Source organism: Photobacterium marinum (assembly GCF_000331515.1).
Taxonomy (GTDB): domain Bacteria; phylum Pseudomonadota; class Gammaproteobacteria; order Enterobacterales; family Vibrionaceae; genus Photobacterium; species Photobacterium marinum.
The window spans coordinates 48,365-69,931 of record NZ_AMZO01000030.1; the positions used below are offsets into that span (position 1 = coordinate 48,365).

Consider the following 21,567-nt stretch of genomic DNA (forward strand, 5'->3'; position numbering starts at 1 on the left):
ATTTAACGTAGGAACAGGGAGAATATTCGTCAACTCAGGTGTACTACCCAGATGCGGCGATTAGGAGTGTGGTATGAAACGAATTCCAGAGCCGTTTCGGATCAAAATGGTAGAGCCAATTCGGATGACAACACTGGCTGACAGGGAAGAGGCGCTGAAACTAGCGGGTTACAATCCGTTTGCGCTAAAAAGTGAAGATGTTTATATCGACCTGTTGACTGATTCCGGCACCGGGGCAATGAGTGAATCCCAGTGGGCGGGGTTGATGCTGGGGGATGAAGCTTATGCCGGTAGTCGGAATTACTATCATTTGAAAGCGACTGTTGAAGAGGTCTTCGGTTACCGGGACTTTGTGCCGACTCATCAGGGGCGTGGTGCCGAACAACTATTGTTTCCGTGCCTGGTTGAAAAAATGCAGCGGGAACGCGGTGGAAGCCATCCTGTATTTATTTCCAATTTTCATTTCGATACCACTGCTGCTCATGTTGAATTGTCCGGCGCCCAAGCCATTAATCTTGTGGATGAGCGAGCGTTCGATACTGAATCGGATTTTAGCTGGAAAGGGAATATCGACCTGCAAAAGCTGGAAGATTGTGTCTGTCATTACGGGGTGGAGAATATTGCTGCCATTATTATGACCATCACCTGTAACAGTACCGGCGGACAACCGGTATCAATGGCAAATCTGAAAGCGGTTTATGCTTTGGGTCGTCAATACCGCATTCCTGTGGTGATGGACTCGGCGCGGTTTTGTGAAAATGCCTGGTTTATAAAGCAGCGGGAAGAGGGGTTCCAGTACAAGTCGATTAAAGAAATCGTCAGGCAGATGTTTCGCTATGCCGATATGCTGACGTTGTCTGCGAAAAAAGACCCAATGGTAAATATCGGTGGCCTTTGTGCTGTACGTGATGATCCTGTGTTATTTCAGGCTGTTCAGTCCCGTTGTGTGCCACTGGAAGGATTTGTGACCTATGGCGGTTTGGCCGGAAGGGATATGGAAGCGCTGGCTAGAGGATTATTTGACGGGTTGGATGAAGATTTTCTGACTTATCGAATTAAACAAGTTGAGTACCTTGGCTCTCGGCTTCATGATGCCGATGTTCCTGTTCAGTGGCCACCCGGCGGTCATGCGGTGTTTGTTGATGCCAAAAAGCTGTTACCACATATTCCGCCGGAAAGGTTTCCTGCTCAGGCATTGTGTAATGCACTGTATCTTGAAGCTGGCGTTCGTGCTGTAGAAATCGGTTCTCTTTTAATGGGGCGTGACCCTGTCACCAATAATCAGAAGCCATCTCCCTTTGAATTCATGCGCCTGACCATTCCGAGGCGTGTTTATACCAACGATCATATGGATTATGTCGCTGACGCTGTGATTGCTGTAGCAAGGTGTGCAAGGGCGTTAAAAGGGCTTGAATTTGAATATGAACCGCCAGTACTACGCCATTTTATGGCGGTGATGAGGCCTTCTCTGTGAGCACAGTTTGAACAGAATAGAGTAAGGTTAGGATATTGAGCACAAGCAAATGGTTGTGACCTTTATCTCATAAAATAAAAAGCCTAATGATGCCAAAAGCTTAAAGACTATAGTCAAAGTGAAGTAGTCATAAAAAATCAGCAGAATAAGGAGCGTTCAAATGAAGGAAAAAGCGCTATGGATAAAGTGGCTGACGGTGATTGGTTTACTGTGTTTAGCGTCCGTGGTCAATGCAGCGCAGCTGGTTTTTTCTCAGGACGGAGAGGTGCTGAAAACAGTCACTCTTGACGATATGAAGAAACAGCTCTCGACGCATCAGGTCGATATCTATGACCCTCAGTATGGTAAAGATAAGCGTTACATCGGCTTTGCTCTTCATGATGTAATGGCGTTTGCCTACGGGAATTCATGGGAAAGCAAACTGACGTCAGATGTGAATTTTATTGCTCTGGATGGCTACCAGGCGGTATCAACCATGGATAAGCTGATGGAGCAGGGAGGTTATATTGTATTTCGCGATGTTGATACTCCGGAGTGGGAACTGATTGGTCACAACCAGTCGAATCCAGGACCATTTTATCTGGTCTGGAAAGGCGACAAGCAGACGCCGAAACAGGCTTATCCGTGGCCATATCAGTTAGCGGCAATCAACACTGTTGAATTTCAGAATCGGTATCCGGCTGTTTATCCGGCCGGGGTAAAGAAGAATTCAAATGTGTTCAGTGGGTTCAAGATCTTTAAAGCTCGTTGCCTGAAATGTCATGCTCTTGATCAACAGGGTGGGAAAGTCGGCCCGGACCTGAATGCGCCAATGAATATTCTGGCTTATCGTGATTCAGATATATTGCGTGAGTACATTCGTCAGCCCTCTAAATTCAGATATACCCAGATGCCGGATCATGCAGATCTCAGCAGTGAGCAAGTAGAGCGGATTTTGGAGTACCTCGAATATCAGGGCAAACTGGGTAGCAAATAATCATTTTGTCAGTGAGTTTCTGATACTGGCTAAGCTCGGTTTTTTGCCGGGCTTCTTGCCGTGATGAAAGATGGGGGTAGAATGGCTGCACAGGAACTAGGTTCCAATAATCAAAATAAAAAAGTTAGTCGAAAAGGAAGTTATACATGTCCCTCATCATTCCAATGGTGATTTTCATGCAGCAGCGGATGGCCGAAGCCGGTGATCCCGATGTTGCAAAGGAAATGCAGGCCTACATGAAAACAGACCAGCCTTTTTATGGTGTGAAAACACCTCAGCGCCAGGCTATTTTCAAACAGGCCAGAGAGCACACCAAAGTTGCTACTTTCACTGATTACAGCCGTTTGGTGCTTTGGTTGTGGTCCGGCGAAAACCGTGAAGAGCAGTATCTGGCGATGGAGGCAGCAGAATATTACAAAGCTTTCCGAACCAAAGAAGCCTTTGCTGTTTATGAAGAAATGCTGCTCGGATCTACCCACTGGGACACGGTTGATAAAATCGCCTCAAACCTGATTGGTTTGTTGGTTAAGGAACATAGAGAGTTTGAACAGAAGCTTATTGAATGGCGTGAGTCTGACAACATGTGGCTGCGTCGTGCTTCTCTTCTGGCTCATTTGAAACATAAGGATCAGACCAACTTACCGTTGCTCGATGAGACAATCTTAATGCTGGCTAATGACGATGAGTTTTTCATTCGCAAAGCGATTGGCTGGGTGTTGCGTGAGTATTCGAAAACAGATCCTGAATATGTATCAGAGTTTGTTGCCAGCCACAGTGAAGAGTTGTCTTCGTTGAGTAAGAAAGAAGCCTTGAAAGTGATTCAGAAAAGCGGGGTCATAGCAGAGTAAGTAAGGGCAGAGTAGGTAATTTGTAATGTATTGAATGGCAAAGTGCCATCGCCCCAAATCACCTAATAATTTCTATAAACGAAAAAGCCATCCGAGAGGATGGCTTTTTGCTGTTCGTTTGGTGTTCTATCAGAACATCAGGCGAATTACTGATTCCGCAACACAACCAGGGCGGCGAACACCTTCAATTTCGATGGTCAGTTCCTGAACGATTTCCAGGCCGCGTTTAATTGCTGTGACAGACTGAATTTTGGTGCTTGCACGTACGCGGTTGTCAGACTTAACCGGGTATGGGAATCGAACCTTGTTCAAACCAACGTTAACTGTCATTTTTGCTGTCGGGAATTTCTGGTTTTCCGGATCAACACTGTCAGTTAGAACTGAAAGTAGAGACAGCGTCAGGAAGCCGTGCGCAATTGTGGTTTTGAACGGAGACTCTGCTGCCGCACGCTCAGGATCAGTATGAATCCACTGGTGGTCTTCAGTCACATCAGCAAAGGCATTGATACGTTCCTGATCAACAGTCAGCCATTTGCCGACATGAATCACTTCGCCCAGTGTTTCATTCAGCTCATTCATCAGCTTTTCAGCTTCAGGGTGCATCTCAATTTTAGGCTTCTTAGGTTCTGTTTCAGCAACAACGTCTTCTGACGTAGGTTTTGTAGCTGATTTTACTTCTGTTTTTACCTCAACAGGAGCGTCTACAGCATCATCATTTGAAGCAGTGCTGTTTTGATTAATTAGTGAACCCAGATGACTATTGTTCGCCTTCTCAACCAATTCAAGCCAGTAATCACGAAGAGACGGAGATAGGAAATCCTTCAGCTCAAACGGATGTTGAGAAAGAACATCACGCTTTTGTTTTAAGAAATCGACTACTTTCATGACTGTGTGACCTTATTTTAGTTTGTCTTGAAGTGCTTAAGGCGAAGTATTGTAGCGACTACAGCGAACAATAAAAGTTGTTTTGTGTCCCAGATCTCACTTCTTGACTCGTCCGATGAGTTTTTTCATTTGAATATCAGTAAGATGCGCGAATTGTGCGTTTAGTGCAAAATATCTAAAAAAAATCACATTAAGCCAATAAATAGGATTAATTATCAATAAAACACCGTTTTCAGCGAACAAGTGTACACAAAGAAATATCAAATCAGCGAACAAGTGTACGCGGAAAATATGTAATCTATGTGATCAAAGCAAATATATGCAATGGGTTAAAATTAACGCGCAAAATTATCATAGTGTAAATTTGAGGCGATTTCTTGCACTATTTTCTTATATCTTAAGATAGAGGCTTCAAAGTGAGCTCTGTTGGTTAAATATGAGTTTTTTGACATTCCTTGTTTTTAGTTGTTCCCCCTTGTCCTGATTGAGTTTGATTCTCAAATCAGAGAGCCTTTGATACCAGTAACAGGCACTACCCTTAGGATTTTGAAGACATAGTGGCTCTGCGTTAAGAATTGCATTTTCGTGAGGGTAAGCCTGTGTTGCTGAAGTTTCCCAGATTTCTGGCGGCTGTCATGCTGGCTGTGTTTTACTGTGGTACAGCTGTTTCGGCGCCAAAAGATGAAATTGTGTTTGCGTTGGATGAATACGCTAAGAAATCCGTTAAGCAGGGAGTACCCGGTGCATCGCTGGCGGTGATCATAAACGGTAACATCAGGTTGTTACGTGGTTATGGGGTGACGAAAGTTGGTGGTAAGCAAAGAGTCAATTCGGCAACAGTTTTTCCTCTGGCTTCAATATCTAAGACATTTACATCCGGTGTGACATCAATATTGGTTGCTAAAGGATTGATTGAGTGGGACACGCATGTAGTTCCGTATCTGGAAGATATCGAATTCAGTGATCCGGAATTGGGTAAGGTGGTAACACTCAGGCACTTGCTCTCGCATACAACAGGGCTTGTTCCCCAGGCCTATTCAGACTTGTTGGAAGATAATATTCGCTACACGAGGATCCTGCAGATTCTTGATCGAGTGAAGTTTGTCTGCGATCCGGGTAAATGTTACGGCTATCAGAATATTGTCTATAACCTCAGTGCTGATATGCTTGCTCTTGCCGCTGGGCAGGATTTTCCAACTTTGGTCAAAGAGTTAGTTTTTATTCCGCTGAGGATGAATCATGCTTCATTCGGGCTTGATGAGTTTAAGAATGAACCTAATCGTGTAGTTCCGCATGTTAAGGTGAAGTCAGGGTACGCTGCCGTTAAGCCAGAGCCTTATTACTACAGAGTACCCGGCGCAGCAGGAGTCAATGCCAGCGCACAGGACTTGGCGAAATGGATGTTAGCGCAGTTCGGTCATTACCCTTCAGTAATACGCCCTTCATCACTGGAAATCATGCATAAACCTCATATTCGGGCTAATCAGTATCGTTACCGGGCCAAGTTGAGTAATGTTTACTATGGGTTGGGGTGGCGGACATTTGATTATCGCGGCATAACCGGCTTTGTTCACCATGGTGGCTGGGTAAAAGGGATTAGAACTGAAATGGTGTTTAACCCTGTTACCCAGACCGGGATGGTTTTTCTGACAAACAGTGAGACTGATGTCGCGAGGGAAATTGTGCTGGAATTCCTCGAACTTTATCGAAAACACATAGTGCGCAAAGAAAATTGACGCGCTTAATCAGGAACTCTCGGTATTAACGTATTGCTTTGCCTTGACCACAAACTCTTCCAGGCTAACCGGACGACTGTGCAAAAAGCCCTGGGTGTAGTCGACATCCAGCGTGCGCAGATACTCCAGTTGCTCCGTTGTTTCAACTCCTTCAGCAATAATATGGAGCTCCAGCGACTTAGCAATGTTGACGATATGCTCGACAAGGCTTCGTTTCAGTGACGGCTTTTCAGCTCCCCAGATAAAGCTTTTATCGATCTTCAACGCACTGACATTAACTTCTCGTAAAGCTTCAAGGTTAGAAAATCCAGTACCGAAATCATCAATCGCTACTTCAAACCCAAGTCTGCGAAGATCCTGTACGCCTTGGCTAAGAGCTTTAAGGTTCTCAATTTTTTGCTCAGTCAGTTCTATAGAGAACAGCGAGTAATATTCTTTAGGCAGTTGCTGGCATAGCAGGTTACGAATGTGGCCTGAAGCAATATCAGCAGGGAAAGCATTGATACCAACTTTTACTTTGCCCAACATGCCGACCTTCGATAAGTCGCGGATACAGGTTAAGACGACCTGCTCAGTCAGTTCTGCTGTCTGACCGTTTTGCTCAACAATAGCAATGAATTCATCTGGTCGAATCCATTGGTTATCTTGAGTACGCCAACGGCTCAGTACCTCACAGCCGATGATGTTACCAGAAGCCATTTCAAGAATCGGCTGATAGTGCAGGGTGAGTTGGTGATCATTTATTCCGTGGCGAACCTGGCGCGGAATGCTGAAAAGGTGGTGGTGAACGTGATTGCCAAGTAAGCCGACTAGAATTAGTACGGTTACTAAAATGCAACCCCACAGGAACAGCATGGACTGATTTGCTGCAAAGTAGGCCGGAATATCGATTGCAATCAGCAGGCATTCATTTTCATTAATACATTGGCTGAAGAGCCAGCTCTGGTTTTCGTACCACTGTGAGCCGTCCGAATGTGGAGTAAAGTCATTAACAACAAAATCGGCGTCACCGGACAGGTAGTTCAGATCGCCATCTTTGTTGTAATAGCTGATGTATTTAAGCCATGGTTGCTGTGGCTCGCTGATTGCGTTGGAATAATCCAGGTAAGCCAAGAAATTACCGATTTGAGCAGTCCGACCTGTGACATGATCTTCAAAAAATGGGACTGTTTGATGTTGACGTACTTTTACGCCTGCAAATGAGATCCAGTCAGGCTCAATCAGTATGGTGGGTGGATTAATCATTCCCTGAGTTGAGCTACAAACGATAAGGTTATCCTTAACGATTGAAATACTGGTCAGGAAGTTAGCAAAGTAGTCGGCCTGTTGCATTGCCATCATTGTTTTATGATCGCAGAGAGGCTCCGGATACTGATTGTTGAGGGCGGCGAGGCTGTTTTTTAAATCATGGGCAATCCCCGCAGAAAGGGAGTCCAGCTGCCTGACAAGGTTATCCTTGTGCTGGCTCCATGTATGTATGCTGTTGATGGTAAACAACGACAGGCTTATGAGTAATGTTGATAGCAACAGCAAGCTTAATAGTTGTAGCTTTCCCAAATGGAAATAAGTTCTTTTGATTTTATTAATCATTTTTATACTTCAGAATGCGCAAAGTGTTGTTGAGCTACATCTGTTTGATAACGTTAATCATTATTGACAGAGCAGACGAATGATATTTGTTTTCCTGCACTGCCAATAACTAAGGCCATATAAAAAAAGCGACCGTTTTTCGGTCGCTTTAAGCTTTTATGACAAAATATTTAATTAAGTGATTAAGTTTTGAACTTATTTAGCTCTTTATGTAGCTCTGCAGCCTTTCCTGCAAGCTCTTCGCTGTTGTCCAGGGCTGAGTTCATACTGTCCATCACATCGGTCGCAGTATCGTTGATAACAACAACGTTACGGTTGACCTCTTCAGAAACAGCACTTTGTTCTTCAGCAGCAGAAGCGATCTGATTGTTCATATCATTGATCACTTCAATGGCTTCATTGATTTCTTTCAGTGCCAGCTGAGCTGCCAGAGTTTCTTCTTTGGTATTCATTGCCTGTTGCTGACTTTGCTGCATAAGCTCGACAATCGACTGAGTTTCCTGCTCCAGGCGGCTTAGCATGGTGCGGATTTCTTCTGTTGAGGTCTGGGTGCGGGTTGCCAGATTTCGAACTTCGTCGGCAACAACAGCAAATCCTCGACCAGCTTCACCTGCTCGTGCCGCCTCAATTGCAGCGTTCAGTGCCAGCAGGTTGGTTTGATCGGCAATGCCACCGATTTCACTAAGGATGCCCTGAATCGCTGCGCTGGACTGTGCCAGATTTTGGATTTGGTTTTGAGCATCGTTAACACGTACTGCCAGATCGCCAACAGCGGTCGCAGCATTGTTCATCTGACCCATGCCGTTAACACTGCTTGATTGAACTTGAGTTGCTGCAGCGGCTGCCTGAACAGCTGAACCTGCTACTTCTTGTGCGGTTGCACTCATTTGGTTAATTGCGGTAGCCAGTGAGTTTACTTCACTTAGCTGTGCGTTCAGTTTGTGTTTGGAATCTTCTGCTTTGGCTTTACCGCCGTTCGCACTGTCATCAACCTGAATAGCGGTGGTCATTACAGTCTGTAGGGTAACTTGCAGGCGGCTCAGGAAGGTATTGAACCAGTGAGAAAGCTGGGCAGTTTCGTCCTGACCTTTTACTTCCAGACGGTAAGTCAGATCTCCGTCACCTTCAGCCACATCCTGGAAACGGTCAACCAGGTTCGACAGAACGTTACCGATTGAGTTAGCAATCATGGCCATGATTGCGATGCCAATTAGGGCTGTGATCAAACCGGCAATGACGCCCTGGTTGATCGCACTTTCATTTTGCTCTCCGCTCCATTTTTCGAACGCGTTAACGCTCTGAGCCAGCTTGCTGTTTGGCACAGACACCATCACAATCCATGGTGCGCCGGATGTATCTACAGAGGTAATGGCAAACTCATCATCACCCATTGTCATGACACTTACACCGTCACGACGAGCAAGAGACTGAATATCAGACCATTTTATTGCCAGCTCACCGGTTACCTTCTTACCAACCTGAGCAGCTTTACCGCTGTTAGCCAGTACCGCACCTTTCCATGAAGTGATGATAACGTTGCCTTGGCCGTCAAACAGGTTACGCGCCAGATCTTCACTCTGTCCCTGAAGTTCAGCCAGCGAGAGGTCAAAACCCAGAGAGCCTACAATTTTGCCGTTAACTTTGATTGGCTGGCTGATTGTCGTGATCAGCTCTTGCTTGCCTCGAACCGGGTACATGTATGGTTCCATAACGAACGTTTTTCCGGTTTCGTAAGGCATCAGGTGCCAATCATCTTTTCGCTCACCGTTATTGTTCAGCTCGGTATTGGAAAAACTTTCCATCGCAACCGGGTCAAAACTATTACTGGTGTTTGGCGAGAAGAAAGGAGCCAGGTAGCCCTTGCTGTTAATCGCATCTTTTGCGCCGGCTTCAGTGCTGGCCGGCCAGGTTTTTTCTTCCCAAACCATGTAACCGGCAAAAACTGCTTCATCCTGAGCTTCAAGTGCGGCGGTAAATTGTTTGACGATAATGTCTGCACCTGTACCACTTTCACCACTCAGTTCGATAATCGAACGAATCTGGTCAAGTGTTGCCAATACAGGGAAGAGGTTACTGGCGATAGTTTTACCTTCTTCAGTTGCAGTGGCTTCGAGATTTTGCTGTGTGGCTTCGTTTAGCTGCGCTTTTACCCTGTCCGTAACTTGTTGGTTGACATTGGTAAATGCCCGGGTCGTCATCCCCATTGCGAAAATTAGCGTAAATGCCATTGCGATACCGGCGCTGATGGCAATACGTGTTTTTATTGTTTTGAACACGGAAAGTCCTTGTTTCAATAAATAGTTATTATGCGGCCTGAGCTAGTTACGATCTGTTCACCATTAAGTTACATTTATAAGCTGAAACAAAACGGAGAAAAACGTCACAATCGTCCCTAAAAAGAATTGTATCGAAAAGAAATTAATGGATTATGAGGGATTGTTAATGCGGTATTGGTATAAATTGTAGGGTTATTAATATATACATCTAAGTCCATAATATTAGGTTGATATATATTTCTGACGTTTGATGATCATTTTTTAGCTTTGTGGGCAGGTTCATTCTCTTAGTTATGAATACATAATGAGATTAGCTGGTTGAACGTCTTTGTTCTCATCAATAAATAGTTATTTGGGGTGTATTAAATTCCATCTTCACGTCTTTCTTTCCTGACCGCTCTCCCAATTATCCTGTTGCAAGTATTTAACAAAAATGCAAATAACCACCTATGCTTAAGGCTGGCTAAAAATAGAACGGATATGCCAATTTTGGAGGTAATGTTATGCAAGGCAACAATCAAGTGCTCGGTTATTTAAACCAGGTGCTTACTATTGAGCTGACATCAATCAACCAATACTTTTTGCACGCAAGGATGTTCCGGAACTGGGGGTTGAATGAGCTTGATGAGAAGGAATATAAGAAGTCGATCAAAGATATGAAGCAGGCGGATGATTTGATCGAACGCATTCTTTTTCTTGAAGGTTTACCAAACCTTCAACATCTGGAGAAGCTGAGAATCGGTGAAGATGCTGAAGAGATGTTGCAGTGTGATCTGGATTTGCAGATGGAGCAGTTAACACTTCTGCGCGAAGCCATCGCTTATTGTGAATCTGAAAGTGATTATGTTAGCCGTGAATTATTGGAAGATATTTTAACCTATGAAGAAGAGCATGTTGATTGGATAGAAACTCAACAAGAACTTCTAAGAAATATTGGTACTGAGAATTATTTGCAATCGCAAATGTAAAAGGGACAGGTGGTCGAGATGAAAGGTAATCAGAAAATTATCGATTCGCTTAATGAGCTATTAATTGGTGAACTAACCGCAATGGATCAATATTTCATCCATTCCCGTATGTATCAGGATTGGGGATTGGATAAATTATATGAACGCATTGATCATGAGTTTGATGATGAAAAGGGTCATGCCTCTCGCTTAATTGAACGTATTTTATTTTTAGAGGGCATACCTGACCTTAGTAAGCGTGAAGGGCTGAAGATTGGTAAAGATGTTCCAGAAATGCTCGAAAATGATTTGTTACTTGAGTATTCGGTTGACTCAGCCCTCAAAGATGCGATCAAACAGGCAGAAGATGCCCAGGATTACCAGACCCGTGAAATCCTAGAAGTGATGCTGGCAGATACTGAGGAAGATCATGCTTACTGGTTGGAGAAGCAGTTGGGATTGATTAAAAAGATTGGTTTGCCGAATTACCTTCAGTCTCAAATGGGGTAGGGCCTCTACTTCAGAAGCCGAGCATATAAAAATGAAAACCCGAGGCTAACTGTATTAGAAGCCTCGGATTTTTTCTTACGCTTGGGGACATGCTCTAGTCTTTTTGTTTTTTGCTTCGCTTTGTGTCTTCGTTTTCTGGGTTTTTGGCTTTGTTCATTCGTTTAATGCGGGCCAGTACTGCGCCGTTAATGCTGCTGGCCGGGTAGCGCTGTTTGTCATCAAGTTTGCCCATTTCTTTGTCTGTCAGCAGTGTCATAACCTGATCGAGATGATCGACTGTCCAGATATGGAATTCACCTTTATCGACAGCCTGGCGGACTTTCTGATTAATCATTAGGTGAGCAGTATTGGTTTTCGGAATGATGACTCCCTGCCCTCCGGTCAACCCTCTTGCACTGCAAATTTCAAAGAAGCCCTCAATTTTTTCGTTTACGCCACCAATGGCTTCAACATTACCGTGCTGGTCGATGGCTCCGGTCAGGGCAATGCCTTGTTTGAGAGGTACTTGAGCTATCGCGGATATCAAGGCGCACAGCTCTGCTGTTGAGGCGCTGTCTCCGTCAACCATGCCATGGGACTGCTCGAAAGTGAGAGTCGCGGAGAAAGATAAAGGCTCTCGCTGTTCATATTGCTGGCGCATAAATGCTGTCAGGATCATGATCCCTTTGGAGTGGCTGGGGCCGCTGAGGCTGACTTCACGTTCAATGTTAATAACGTTCCCCTGACCAAGGTGAACTGCCGCCGTAATGCGGGTAGGGCGGCCAAACATACTGTCATCAATACGATAGACGGAGAGTCCATTTACCTGACCTACACGCATGCCTTCAGTTTCAATTTTGCTGATGCCGCGGTGAATGCTCTCGGTGATTAGCTCTTTGTAATAACCGGTACGGTAATCCTTCTCATCAATGGCTTTTTCAATATGTTCGAGTGCTATGACATCCTGGTTTTGTTCACCTGCCCAGTAATTACTTTCAAGGATCATGCTGTTGATATCACCTTGATGCAGAGTCAGTTTTTCTCCATCTTCTACCTGTCTTGCCGCATATTCGATGATGCGAGCAACGGCTTCATTGCTCAGAGGGCGTGTTTGAGATTCTTTTTGAAGATGCCTGATGAATTTTGCGTACATCTGGCAGGCTTCTGGGGTTCTGTCGATCTCTTCGGCGCAGTCTGCCTGCACTTTAAACAACTGGCTGAAATCCGGATCGTATTGTTTCAGCAGGTAGTAGAACAAACGGCTGCCGAACAGGATCACCTTGATATCAACCGGAGCGACATCAGGCTCAAGGCTGGCGATAGAATTAATACTTAGCAATTGTTCCAGCGGCTGAATACGCAGCTCTTTTGAAAGTAGTGTGCGCTTAATAACATCCCAGACGAAGGGTTTATTCAGCAACTGGTTTACATCCAGCAACAGATAGCCGCCGTTGGCGCGATGGAAAGCGCCGGGCTTGATCAGGGTAAAGTTGGTGACAAATGCACCGAATTCCCCTCGGTGCTCGATGCGGCCGAACAGGTTAACGAAGGTCGGGTTATCTTCATAAATTACCGGGATCCCTTCGGTTTTGCTGTTATCGACAATGATATTGACGTCATAGACGGTGAACGGACTGAAGCTGAGTTTCTGCCCGGTATATTCGTTGATTTCGGTTTCCAGGCTACCGCTGAAGAGCGGAATATTGTCGAGTACATGTTGTTTCAATTTCTGGGTATACTTATTGACCGACTCTATTTCCAGCAGTTCTGCGGGAAGTTGCCCGGCGAGGTAATCAAGGGTTATGCCTACACATTCACGCTCCAGCTTTTCTTTTTTTGCTCGCATTTCCTGATCCCAGATAGGGACCTGCTTGAGCAGGTTAACCACCATAAACCGGAGTTCTTCAATATCGTTGTTTATCTGTTCCTGCTCTTTGAGGGAAAGTTTGGAAAACGCTTCCTTGCTCATCACTTCATCATTACGTACAGGATGGATCAGATAGCCATTGCGGGAGCGCTTCAGTACACATTGTTTTTCATCGGCTTTCTTTTCTATGGCTTGAAAAGCGGCTATTTCTTTTTCATTTAATTCGTTTTGGAGCAGATCGGTTTCCCGGATCAGATTTTCGTTTTGTAAGGCTGCCGGAACAGTGATTTTCAACTCATCAATCAGCTGTTGGACTTTTTTCTTCAGTACCTTTCCCATTCCGGCCGGTAACCTGAGAATGCTTGGCTTGTTGTTTTCGCGGAAATTATTGACGTAGCACCAGTCATACACTTGCTTATTTTTGTCTATATTTTCAGCCAAAAGGCGTTGGGTTACTGAGTGTTTGCCGAGTCCGGTAGATCCCATCACATAGATGTTGAAACCTTTGGAAGGGATTCCCATTCCGAGTTTTATCGCATTGACGGCACGGTCGAGTCCGAGCGGTGTGTTGATCGGTTCTATGTCATCGGTGGTAGTGAAGTCAAAAAGCCCGGGATCACAGGGATGATAGAGTTCAGTAGATGAGAGTTTTCGGGCCTCGGTGAGCGGCGTCATTTGAGCCGTCTGATGACCTTGGTTCATATCCATATATTGTCTACTGGCCTTAGGAGAAAATTCTTTCATAGCGAAATGCCACCGATCATTATTATTGGTCACGCTTGCTCTATTAACCAATAGCAGCTGATTCTGAGAATGCTTGATCTCTTCTATTATTTATGTGGAGGCGATCATGATTGAGTTTGACAAGATTTCTGATTTTTTCTCGGAATTCTATGATTTTAAGTTGAGTGACGAGCGCAGCTATTTTGACTTTCACCTTCATACCACGCAGGCAAAAAGGCGTGGTAGCCTGCCTTTTTACCTCGAATTTCTGAAGGATAAACATCATCTGATAGCCATTACTGATCATAACGAAATCAAAGGGGCAATATCGGTTGCCGAAGCGGGGATTAACAATGTTCCGGCTATCGAGCTGGCCTGTAAGGATGGTTTTGAAATCCTGATTTATTTTCGCAAGCTACAGGATTTGGAAGATTTTTATATCCGTGAGGTGGAATGTCGTAAGCATTTTTGCCGGATGGAGAGAACTGACAAGGATATAGAATACTACCTTGATGTCCTGGTAGGGCGTGATTGTTATCTATCGATCCCTCATATCAATGGATTAGCAGGACATAACTATCTGCAAAACAAACCCTATATCAAGAAAATACTTACCCGGGTGGATGCCATTGAAACCTACAACCACAGCTTGCCTAAGAACCGTAATATCAATGCGCAGATCATCCGACGAAGCTATGAGCTTGATGCGACCTTTGGCAGTGACAGCTGTACAAATCGGGATATCGAGTCCTTTTATCGCCTGTTAAACCAGGAGCTCAGGCGCCAACATAAGTGGATGGAAAGCCTGAAGCTACCACTGGGTTCGGATCGGCTATATAAACCATCGTCATCGCACAAAGGAAATTCGGATTAATTACCGGCTTTGGTATTACTCCAAATATCCGGGGTTGACTAAAGTTGGTATGAGTCACAGGTGTGGGGCCGCCACACTTATTGCTTTGCTGTACTGCAAGTAAGGAGTCATTATGAATGGCAGTGAAAAACAACAAGTGGTTGATTTGTTGAATAACATTATGGAGTTTGAGTTAGCCGGTGTGGTGCGGTACACCCATTACTCTTTGATGGTGTTCGGTTATAACCGGATCCCGATTGTTTCCTGGCTGAAGGGCAATGCTGATGAGAGCCTAATCCACGCTCATAAAGCTGGTGAGATGGTGACGCTGCTGGGAGGACATCCGTCGCTCAAAGTCGGGCCTTTACTGGAGACGCACAAGCACGACATCGGCGATATTCTGCGTGAAAGCCTGGAGCATGAAAAGGCTGCATTAGCTTTATATTACAAATTATTGCATTTGGCTGAAGGTCAATCGGTATTGTTAGAAGAGTACGCCAGGCAGATGATTAGCGAGGAAGAGCTTCATCTTGATGATGTTGATAAAATGTTAAGAAAACCGGGGGAGACGAAACCATTTCATACCGATTAGCAAAACATACAACGCTTCTGCAGGCAGCAGGGATGCTGCACGTACATACCTGACTTACTTTTCGCATATATATACATTTCATCTCTATTCACTTGGCCGAACTGGTTGTTTTTTACACTCAGAATGAGATCCTGCTTACACATTTTTTGACCAGCTGATCGGATGAGATCAGATTTCATCAATAACTTAAAATACCAGGTGCTTTCAGTCTGAAGTCATATCGTACTGCTATCTTATTGAGTAATCACATTTTTTAGCTTTCCATTCTACAATGAAATATTTTCGTTAGAAGCTGCTAGCGTATTTTGTTCAAAATAAAAGCGATTTTAGTTATTAAATGCTGTGTTAATATGGTCGTTATGAATATACAGTCGCAATTTTGAGATTAAGTCTCATCTTTCTGAATTCATAAGAATTATACAGAGAAATAATTAAGGATAATGCAAGTGAAAAAATCAGTGTTAGCAGCATTATTAGCTACAGCTCCGTTTATGGCTTCAGCTGACATGCTTATCGGTGGTGATGTTGAAGTTAACATGTGGCAGCAGTCACATAATTTTGCGGGTTCTAAAGTTGATGGTGATGACACGAGTTTCACCTTTGAAGCCTCTCTAGAGCATTTTGTGCCACTTATTCCTAACTTCAAAATTGGTCAGTCGTCGGTAGATAACAGTGAATACGCTTACACTAAGCGTGACTATACACTTTACTACGAGTTTTTGGATAACGATCTGGTCTCTCTGGATGCCGGTATTGGCCTGTCTGAATTTGCTGACGGCGAAATTAAAAAAGTGGGTCTGAAGCTTGAAGACTTCAGTGGTTACCTTCCTCACGTTTACGCGGCTGCAGAAGTTGGCCTGCCAATGACACCACTCTTTGTTTTTGCGAAAGGTAACGGTATCTCTTACGACGATAACACTATGTTTGATGCGTCTGTAGGTGTTCAGTACTCTATCGGCCTTTATGCGTTTGATCTGGAACTGCAGGCGGGTTACCGCATTCATAACTTTGACTTCCAGGACTTTGACGATCTGAAGACTGATCTGGATTCTAAGACAGATGGTCTGTTTGCCGGTGTAAACATCGACTTCTAAGGATTACCTTAGTTAATTGCTTTCCCTTTCGACGCTTCGTTCGGGAAAGTATGCTGAATAAGTCGCCCCTTGCTGATGTTATTGCAGCAGGGGGCGTTTTTTTGCCTGTTATCTGGGAATTAATTTAATCACCAGGTTTTTAGGCCGCATCGTGATTGCAAACTCTTCTTCGACAACAGGGGGATTTGTCGGTAATCCGATGGTGAAGTGCTGACATATCATGGCGATGACCATTTTTACTTCCATAAAAGCCAGCCCTTCTCCGGGGCAGTGGCGGGCGCCGCCACCGAAAGGAAACTGGTTATTGGCTTTGTGGGGGCAGGCTTCCGTGGTCATAGCAGCTTCCAGCCAACGCTCCGGATTGAATTGTTCAGCACCAGTGAAAATCGTTTCATCCATGCCGCCAAGTCGGGTCAGCATGAACAAGCCGGTTCCGGCCGGGAGTTCCGTGCCGTCAGGTAGGGTCATTTGATCGACGGTTTCCCCTGATATCATTGGTACTGTTGATTTCAAACGCAATGTTTCTCTCGCTACTGCTTCGAGATATTTCAACTGATCGAGACCTTCGACGGTAGTCTTTCCTTCATTTTGCATCCTAATTTTGTTGGCTTCTGCATTGATTTTGTCTTGAACGTCCGGTTTTTGGCTGAGAAAAAATAGCATCCAGGCAATTAGGTTAGAGGTGGTATCTTCACCGGCAAGAAGTAGGGTCAGGATATTGGCAAATAACTCTTCGTTAGTCAGGCGATCATTGTCATCATCTGATGCGGCAACCATTGCCTGAAGGATGTTTTCCGGTGCTTCAGCTAATTGTGAATTCTTTTCCAGTTCATCCCGGATCTGGTCGACGATGTCGAGAGCGTAAGTTTTCACTTTAACCAGTGAACGGTCGAGTTCATGATCCTGTTTCATTTTGAAGTAATGCCAGTAGGGGAACGGCATTTTGGTTCGTCGGTTTAATTGCGGGAAAATTACTTCTAAATCTTTTTGCAATCCGTCGCCATCATGTTCTAACAGGCAGGTATCGTGGCCGAAAACCAGAGAAGTGGTGATATCGACAGTAAAGCGCCGCAGGTCGTCATGAATGGCAATGTCGTGGTTGTCTGCTGTTCGCTTGATCAGCCTTTGCTGAAGTCGGCTGGTAGTTTGCTCAAGCAAAGGAAAAAATGAGGTAAGACTTTTTTTGCTGAATGCAGGCATGATTAGCTTGCGTTGCCTTTTCCAGCTTTCGCCATTGGCAGACAGGACACCATGAATACCGAGTTCTTTGAAAACCTTCTCCAGGTTTGAAGTGCGGTTAATTGATTTAGGCCGACGGCGGAGTAAATCTTTCACAGCCGCCGGATCAGATATCACCACATATTCTTTCCCGGCGATGCTGAACTTAAAGGTATCTCCGAATTCACGGCTCCATTGTTCGAGTATCTGATGTAACTTCGTGTTGTTGATTTGAGGGAAATTGCCGAGAAGAGGCCATCCTTTTGGCTGGGGGAGATCTTCTAATGTCCTTTTGGTTTCTTTGTTTGACCTGATCACTGATTCCGTCATGCTTCCAACTCCGTTTCTTTGTGTTGCCAGCCATGGCTTCCAGCCGTTACTTTCTTGAAGTCGCTAAGTTATTAATGTTTACATAGCAGAGCGAACACATCGTACCAGTACATAAGTATAGTTATTCATCATTTGTGTAAGGTTAATTTTTCCTTTTAGCTTATAACCGGAGGGGGATTTGGCTGGGTAAATCCGGTAACATGCTGACAAACTGGTTTTTATTGTTCTTTGTATGTCTAAGCTCGACGCTCAACAGGCTCCTCAGCAAGATGAAGTGCTGCCTCGCCTGAAACAAGCCTTCATAACCGGGATATGGGCCACATTAGCCAGTATCTCCGTTGGATTTCTGTTTAAAATTTGGCTGGCACAGTGGGTGCCGAAAAACGATCTGGCGCTTTTTAACAGTGTAATTGATATTATCTCGCTTTCCCTGATCCTGATGACCGGCTTTCGTTCGTCGATGGTCGTTAGTTATGGTCAGACACAAAATGATCACGATATTATCAATATCTTCCGCTTCAGCCTGATTGCTATGGTGCTGGTAACCTGGGGATTGGTGCTGCCTTACATTAAGCATGAGCTACATATTAATGTTGGTTATCTTCAGTTGGTGGGTGTGATAGTCAGTATGGGGCTGAAGGTTTACTTTACCAATTTGGTTGCTATGTACCGTCTTTACAGCATATCAAATCGGGTTACATGGCTGGAGCCGCTCAGTAATGTGGTGCTGTTCTTGTTTTGTTACTACGTATTGCAGCTCGATGCGCTGTCATCGTTATTCTATGGTTTGAGCCTGTCATCATTGGGTGTGGCACTTTTCATGTATATCAGCCGCCGAAAACAGATTGCGACAAGGCCCCTGACAACGGTTCATCTCGATCCGACACTAATCAGCTATGTAAAAAAAAGCTTTACTGCCTCGCTGGAAGCTGGTGCCAGTATTTTGATGATTTACATTACTGTTCTGTTGACTATCAGCCACTTCAGCATTGATGAACTGGGTGACTTCCAAGTGGTTGTCCGTCCGGTGTTCACTTATATGACCATGCTGTTTGTATTTCCGATTTACCGTTTTGTGCTGCCGGAGCTATCAGTTTGTGTCCGGAAAGGTCTGCACGGGCAAATCAAAGGCATTCGTCGTTGGGTGTTCAGGTTGTCATTTGCTGTCGGGGCGACTTTCTTCCTTACCATGCTACTGTGGGGTAGGGAAATTGTGATGTGGGTATTCCCGCAGCAGTACAGTGGTGCTGTACCTGTGCTATTCCACTTCTCAATTTTCTTTGTTTTCATGATGTTGAATGCCTATCAGCTGGCATATATCAAAGCGCACGGTCACTTTACTCAAAGCCTGATGATTCGTTTAAGTGGAATTGTGACACTGGTTGCAGCGTATTATCTGCTATCCGTGTTTACTGCCAATGTCGTTGCTATCATTGTGGCTCTTTGTATGGGCTATGTGATGATGTTTATTCTTTCAAGCATTGCTGAGCACCGCATTTTGCGTCGATACCGCCAGTCTGTATCGGCTGAAGCCTGTTAACCCGGGTATTTTATGCCAGCATTGTTGATTCACGCGTTGAGATAAGGACTGTATAGGAATGAGTACTATTGAATCTGCGGATTCAGTTCACCATTCAGCCGCGCCGTGCCTGATGAGGGCATGGCAGGCGCATCAGCATTCGTTGTTATCATGGTTGTATAAACATACTGACGATGATGCGCTGGCTGAAGATTTGCTTCATGAAGTGTTCCTGCGTGCAATGCGCAAAAACAAGGCATTTTGCGATATCGTCAATGCCAAAGCCTGGTTGTTTCGGGTAGCCAATAACCTGGTGATAGACCAGTCTCGTCAACGTAGCTTTGTTCCTCTTGATGATTTGGATTTTGAATCGGAACAACAAGAGATAGGGGTAGTTGACAGCCTGACCCAATGCCTGCCGCGGGTGCTGAACGAACTGGCTCCGAAGGACAGTGATATTCTGAAAGCCTGTGATATTCATGGGATGACCCAGAAAGAATATGCCGAACTTCATGGTATGACGCTGGTGGCGACTAAGTCCCGTTTACAGCGGGCACGGCAGAAGCTGAAACGACAGCTGAGTCAGTCGTGTAAGGTGAGACTTGATGAGTATCACAAGGTTTGCTGTTTCTCTCCCCGAGAATCAAAAAACTAAAAAAATTTTGCATCCTTTTTGCCCCTTCATCGTCTTTGTAATAACGAGGTAGTTTTATAAGGACGATGTAATGACATTTTCTTTGATTGCTTACTTTTCCGCTGAAATACAGCCGGGGGAGAAGTAAGCATGTTTCAGATTTTTTCCGATATTGCCAGTTGGCTGGTATTCGATTTACTGGGCTTGTCTGCCGACACAAAACTCGGGGATGCCCTGCATTTTTTTGTTGAAGATGTGACCAAGATTTTCGCCTTGTTGTTGGTGATGATCTACCTGATCGCGGTGATTCGCGCTTCTTTGAATGTGGAGCGTGTCAGGGATTTTCTGGCCGGAAAAAGCCGTGGCTTTGGCTATATGCTGGGCTCAATGTTCGGAGCTATAACGCCATTTTGCTCTTGTTCAAGTATTCCGGTTTTTCTTGGTTTCAGTTCAGCCGGGATCCCGCTCGGGATCACTATGGCTTTTCTCATCACTTCGCCATTGATCAATGAAGTGGCTGTATTGCTACTAATGAGCCTACTTGGCTGGAAGTTTACCCTGATGTACATCCTGGTCGGTATGGTGGTCGGAATGCTCGGCGGGCTGTTCCTCGACGCTATTAAGGCTGAGCGGTGGTTACAGTCTTTTGCAGCTGAGGCACTGAAACATGGCAAGGAGCATGAGTTCCAGTCGAATTCTCAGGAAAGACAAACACTGACTTTTAGCGACCGTCATCAGTTCGCAAAACAAGAAACCATCGATATTTTTGGCCGGGTATGGAAGTGGGTAATTATCGGTGTCGGCCTTGGTGCGGCGCTTCATGGTTTTGTGCCTGACGGCTGGATTGAATCTCATCTTGGCGACGGTCAATGGTGGTCTGTTCCTGCTGCCGTACTGTTGGGTATTCCTCTTTACTCTAACGCTACCGGAGTGATCCCGGTTATGGAAAGCCTGATTGTTAATGGATTACCCATTGGAACAACGCTGGCTTTTTGCATGAGTACCGTGGCTGCCAGCTTTCCGGAATTTATTCTGCTTAAGCAAGTGATGCAGTGGAAATTACTGGCAACATTATTTGCTGTTCTGCTGGTGGCTTTCACCCTTGTTGGGTGGACATTCAATATCATTTCATTCTCAACAATATAAGGAAACAAAATGAAAACAGTTAAAGTTTTAGGGTCTGGTTGCGCTAATTGCCGTAATACAGCTGATTTGATTCAGGACGTTGCCGACGAACTTAATATTGAAATCAAGCTGGAGAAGGTGCAGGACATGGCACAAATTATGGCGTACCAGGTCATGTCGACTCCGGCTGTAGTGATTGATGAGCAGGTAGTCCACAAGGGTAGTGTACCTAAGCGTGACGTTGTCACTAGTTGGTTTGCATAGTAGTTTGAATATATTGCTCTAAACCCAATAATTCCCCCCTTTTGTGTTAGCTGAAGTTTGTTTTGATTTTGGCTCTCAAGGGGGGAATGTTTTTTATCGCAGTCTTTTTTTTATTTCTGAATTGAAA

Annotated in this window: 18 protein-coding genes; 13 read left to right on the forward strand and 5 right to left on the reverse strand. The window is 44.8% G+C overall.

Annotated elements, in window-relative coordinates:
* Positions 1-73 precede the first annotated feature (73 nt).
* From C942_RS18325 to C942_RS18335, 3 genes are all read left to right on the forward strand, one after another.
* Positions 74-1,474 carry a tryptophanase gene (locus C942_RS18325; RefSeq protein WP_007468528.1) on the forward strand — a complete coding sequence of 467 codons (1,401 nt, stop codon included), beginning with the start codon at positions 74-76 and terminating at the stop codon, positions 1,472-1,474.
* A 160-nt stretch (positions 1,475-1,634) separates the two neighbouring features.
* Positions 1,635-2,450: a c-type cytochrome gene (locus tag C942_RS18330; RefSeq protein WP_007468530.1), complete on the forward strand. Its 816-nt coding sequence runs from the start codon at positions 1,635-1,637 to the stop codon at positions 2,448-2,450.
* Between the two features lie 146 nt (positions 2,451-2,596).
* The gene (locus C942_RS18335; protein WP_007468533.1) at positions 2,597-3,298 is read left to right on the forward strand and encodes a DNA alkylation repair protein; all 702 of its coding nucleotides are present in this window, start codon (positions 2,597-2,599) and stop codon (positions 3,296-3,298) included.
* A gap of 129 nt (positions 3,299-3,427) precedes the next feature.
* Here C942_RS18335 and C942_RS18340 read toward each other — a convergent pair whose 3' ends face one another.
* Positions 3,428-4,183 (reverse strand): MaoC family dehydratase, encoded by a 756-nt coding sequence (locus tag C942_RS18340; protein ID WP_007468535.1) that lies wholly within the window; start codon positions 4,181-4,183, stop codon positions 3,428-3,430.
* Between the two features lie 599 nt (positions 4,184-4,782).
* On the opposite strand from C942_RS18340, the gene C942_RS18345 reads away from it, so the two are divergent.
* Entirely contained in the window at positions 4,783-5,919 is a 1,137-nt protein-coding gene (locus C942_RS18345; protein ID WP_007468536.1) for a serine hydrolase domain-containing protein, read from the forward strand.
* A gap of 9 nt (positions 5,920-5,928) precedes the next feature.
* Here C942_RS18345 and C942_RS18350 read toward each other — a convergent pair whose 3' ends face one another.
* The gene (locus C942_RS18350; RefSeq protein WP_007468538.1) at positions 5,929-7,509 is read right to left on the reverse strand and encodes an EAL domain-containing protein; all 1,581 of its coding nucleotides are present in this window, start codon (positions 7,507-7,509) and stop codon (positions 5,929-5,931) included.
* A 182-nt stretch (positions 7,510-7,691) separates the two neighbouring features.
* Positions 7,692-9,785: a methyl-accepting chemotaxis protein gene (locus C942_RS18355; protein WP_007468539.1), complete on the reverse strand. Its 2,094-nt coding sequence runs from the start codon at positions 9,783-9,785 to the stop codon at positions 7,692-7,694.
* Between the two features lie 503 nt (positions 9,786-10,288).
* Between C942_RS18355 and bfr (C942_RS18360) the strand changes: the two genes are divergently transcribed.
* Positions 10,289-10,753, forward strand: coding sequence for a bacterioferritin (gene bfr / locus C942_RS18360; protein ID WP_007468541.1), 465 nt, complete (start codon positions 10,289-10,291; stop codon positions 10,751-10,753).
* A gap of 18 nt (positions 10,754-10,771) precedes the next feature.
* Positions 10,772-11,242 (forward strand): bacterioferritin, encoded by a 471-nt coding sequence (gene bfr, locus C942_RS18365; RefSeq protein WP_007468543.1) that lies wholly within the window; start codon positions 10,772-10,774, stop codon positions 11,240-11,242.
* 94 nt (positions 11,243-11,336) lie between these two features.
* On the opposite strand, the gene C942_RS18370 is transcribed toward bfr (C942_RS18365), so the two are convergent.
* Positions 11,337-13,796, reverse strand: a complete 2,460-nt coding sequence (locus C942_RS18370; RefSeq protein WP_051035875.1) for a Lon protease family protein — start codon at positions 13,794-13,796, stop codon at positions 11,337-11,339.
* A gap of 142 nt (positions 13,797-13,938) precedes the next feature.
* Here C942_RS18370 and C942_RS18375 point away from each other — a divergent pair, with 142 nt between their 5' ends.
* The 3 genes from C942_RS18375 (at position 13,939) to C942_RS18385 (ending at position 16,350) form a co-directional block, all read left to right on the forward strand.
* Positions 13,939-14,685, forward strand: a complete 747-nt coding sequence (locus C942_RS18375; protein WP_007468547.1) for a PHP domain-containing protein — start codon at positions 13,939-13,941, stop codon at positions 14,683-14,685.
* Positions 14,686-14,797: 112 nt separating this feature from the next.
* Positions 14,798-15,256 carry a ferritin-like domain-containing protein gene (locus tag C942_RS18380; protein WP_007468550.1) on the forward strand — a complete coding sequence of 153 codons (459 nt, stop codon included), beginning with the start codon at positions 14,798-14,800 and terminating at the stop codon, positions 15,254-15,256.
* 446 nt (positions 15,257-15,702) lie between these two features.
* Complete coding sequence (locus C942_RS18385; RefSeq protein WP_007468552.1) at positions 15,703-16,350, forward strand: TIGR04219 family outer membrane beta-barrel protein; 648 nt, start codon at positions 15,703-15,705, stop codon at positions 16,348-16,350.
* A gap of 108 nt (positions 16,351-16,458) precedes the next feature.
* Here C942_RS18385 and C942_RS18390 read toward each other — a convergent pair whose 3' ends face one another.
* Positions 16,459-17,898 (reverse strand): cytochrome P450, encoded by a 1,440-nt coding sequence (locus tag C942_RS18390; RefSeq protein WP_007468554.1) that lies wholly within the window; start codon positions 17,896-17,898, stop codon positions 16,459-16,461.
* Between the two features lie 232 nt (positions 17,899-18,130).
* On the opposite strand from C942_RS18390, the gene C942_RS18395 reads away from it, so the two are divergent.
* From C942_RS18395 to C942_RS18410, 4 genes are all read left to right on the forward strand, one after another.
* Positions 18,131-19,438, forward strand: coding sequence for a lipopolysaccharide biosynthesis protein (locus tag C942_RS18395; protein WP_007468555.1), 1,308 nt, complete (start codon positions 18,131-18,133; stop codon positions 19,436-19,438).
* 58 nt (positions 19,439-19,496) lie between these two features.
* Entirely contained in the window at positions 19,497-20,072 is a 576-nt protein-coding gene (locus C942_RS18400) for a sigma-70 family RNA polymerase sigma factor (protein WP_007468557.1), read from the forward strand.
* A gap of 129 nt (positions 20,073-20,201) precedes the next feature.
* A complete protein-coding gene (locus C942_RS18405; RefSeq protein WP_007468560.1) occupies positions 20,202-21,197 on the forward strand; it encodes a permease in 996 nt (331 codons plus the stop codon).
* A 9-nt stretch (positions 21,198-21,206) separates the two neighbouring features.
* A complete protein-coding gene (locus C942_RS18410; RefSeq protein ID WP_007468562.1) occupies positions 21,207-21,440 on the forward strand; it encodes a thioredoxin family protein in 234 nt (77 codons plus the stop codon).
* The last annotated feature ends 127 nt before the right edge of the window (positions 21,441-21,567 follow it).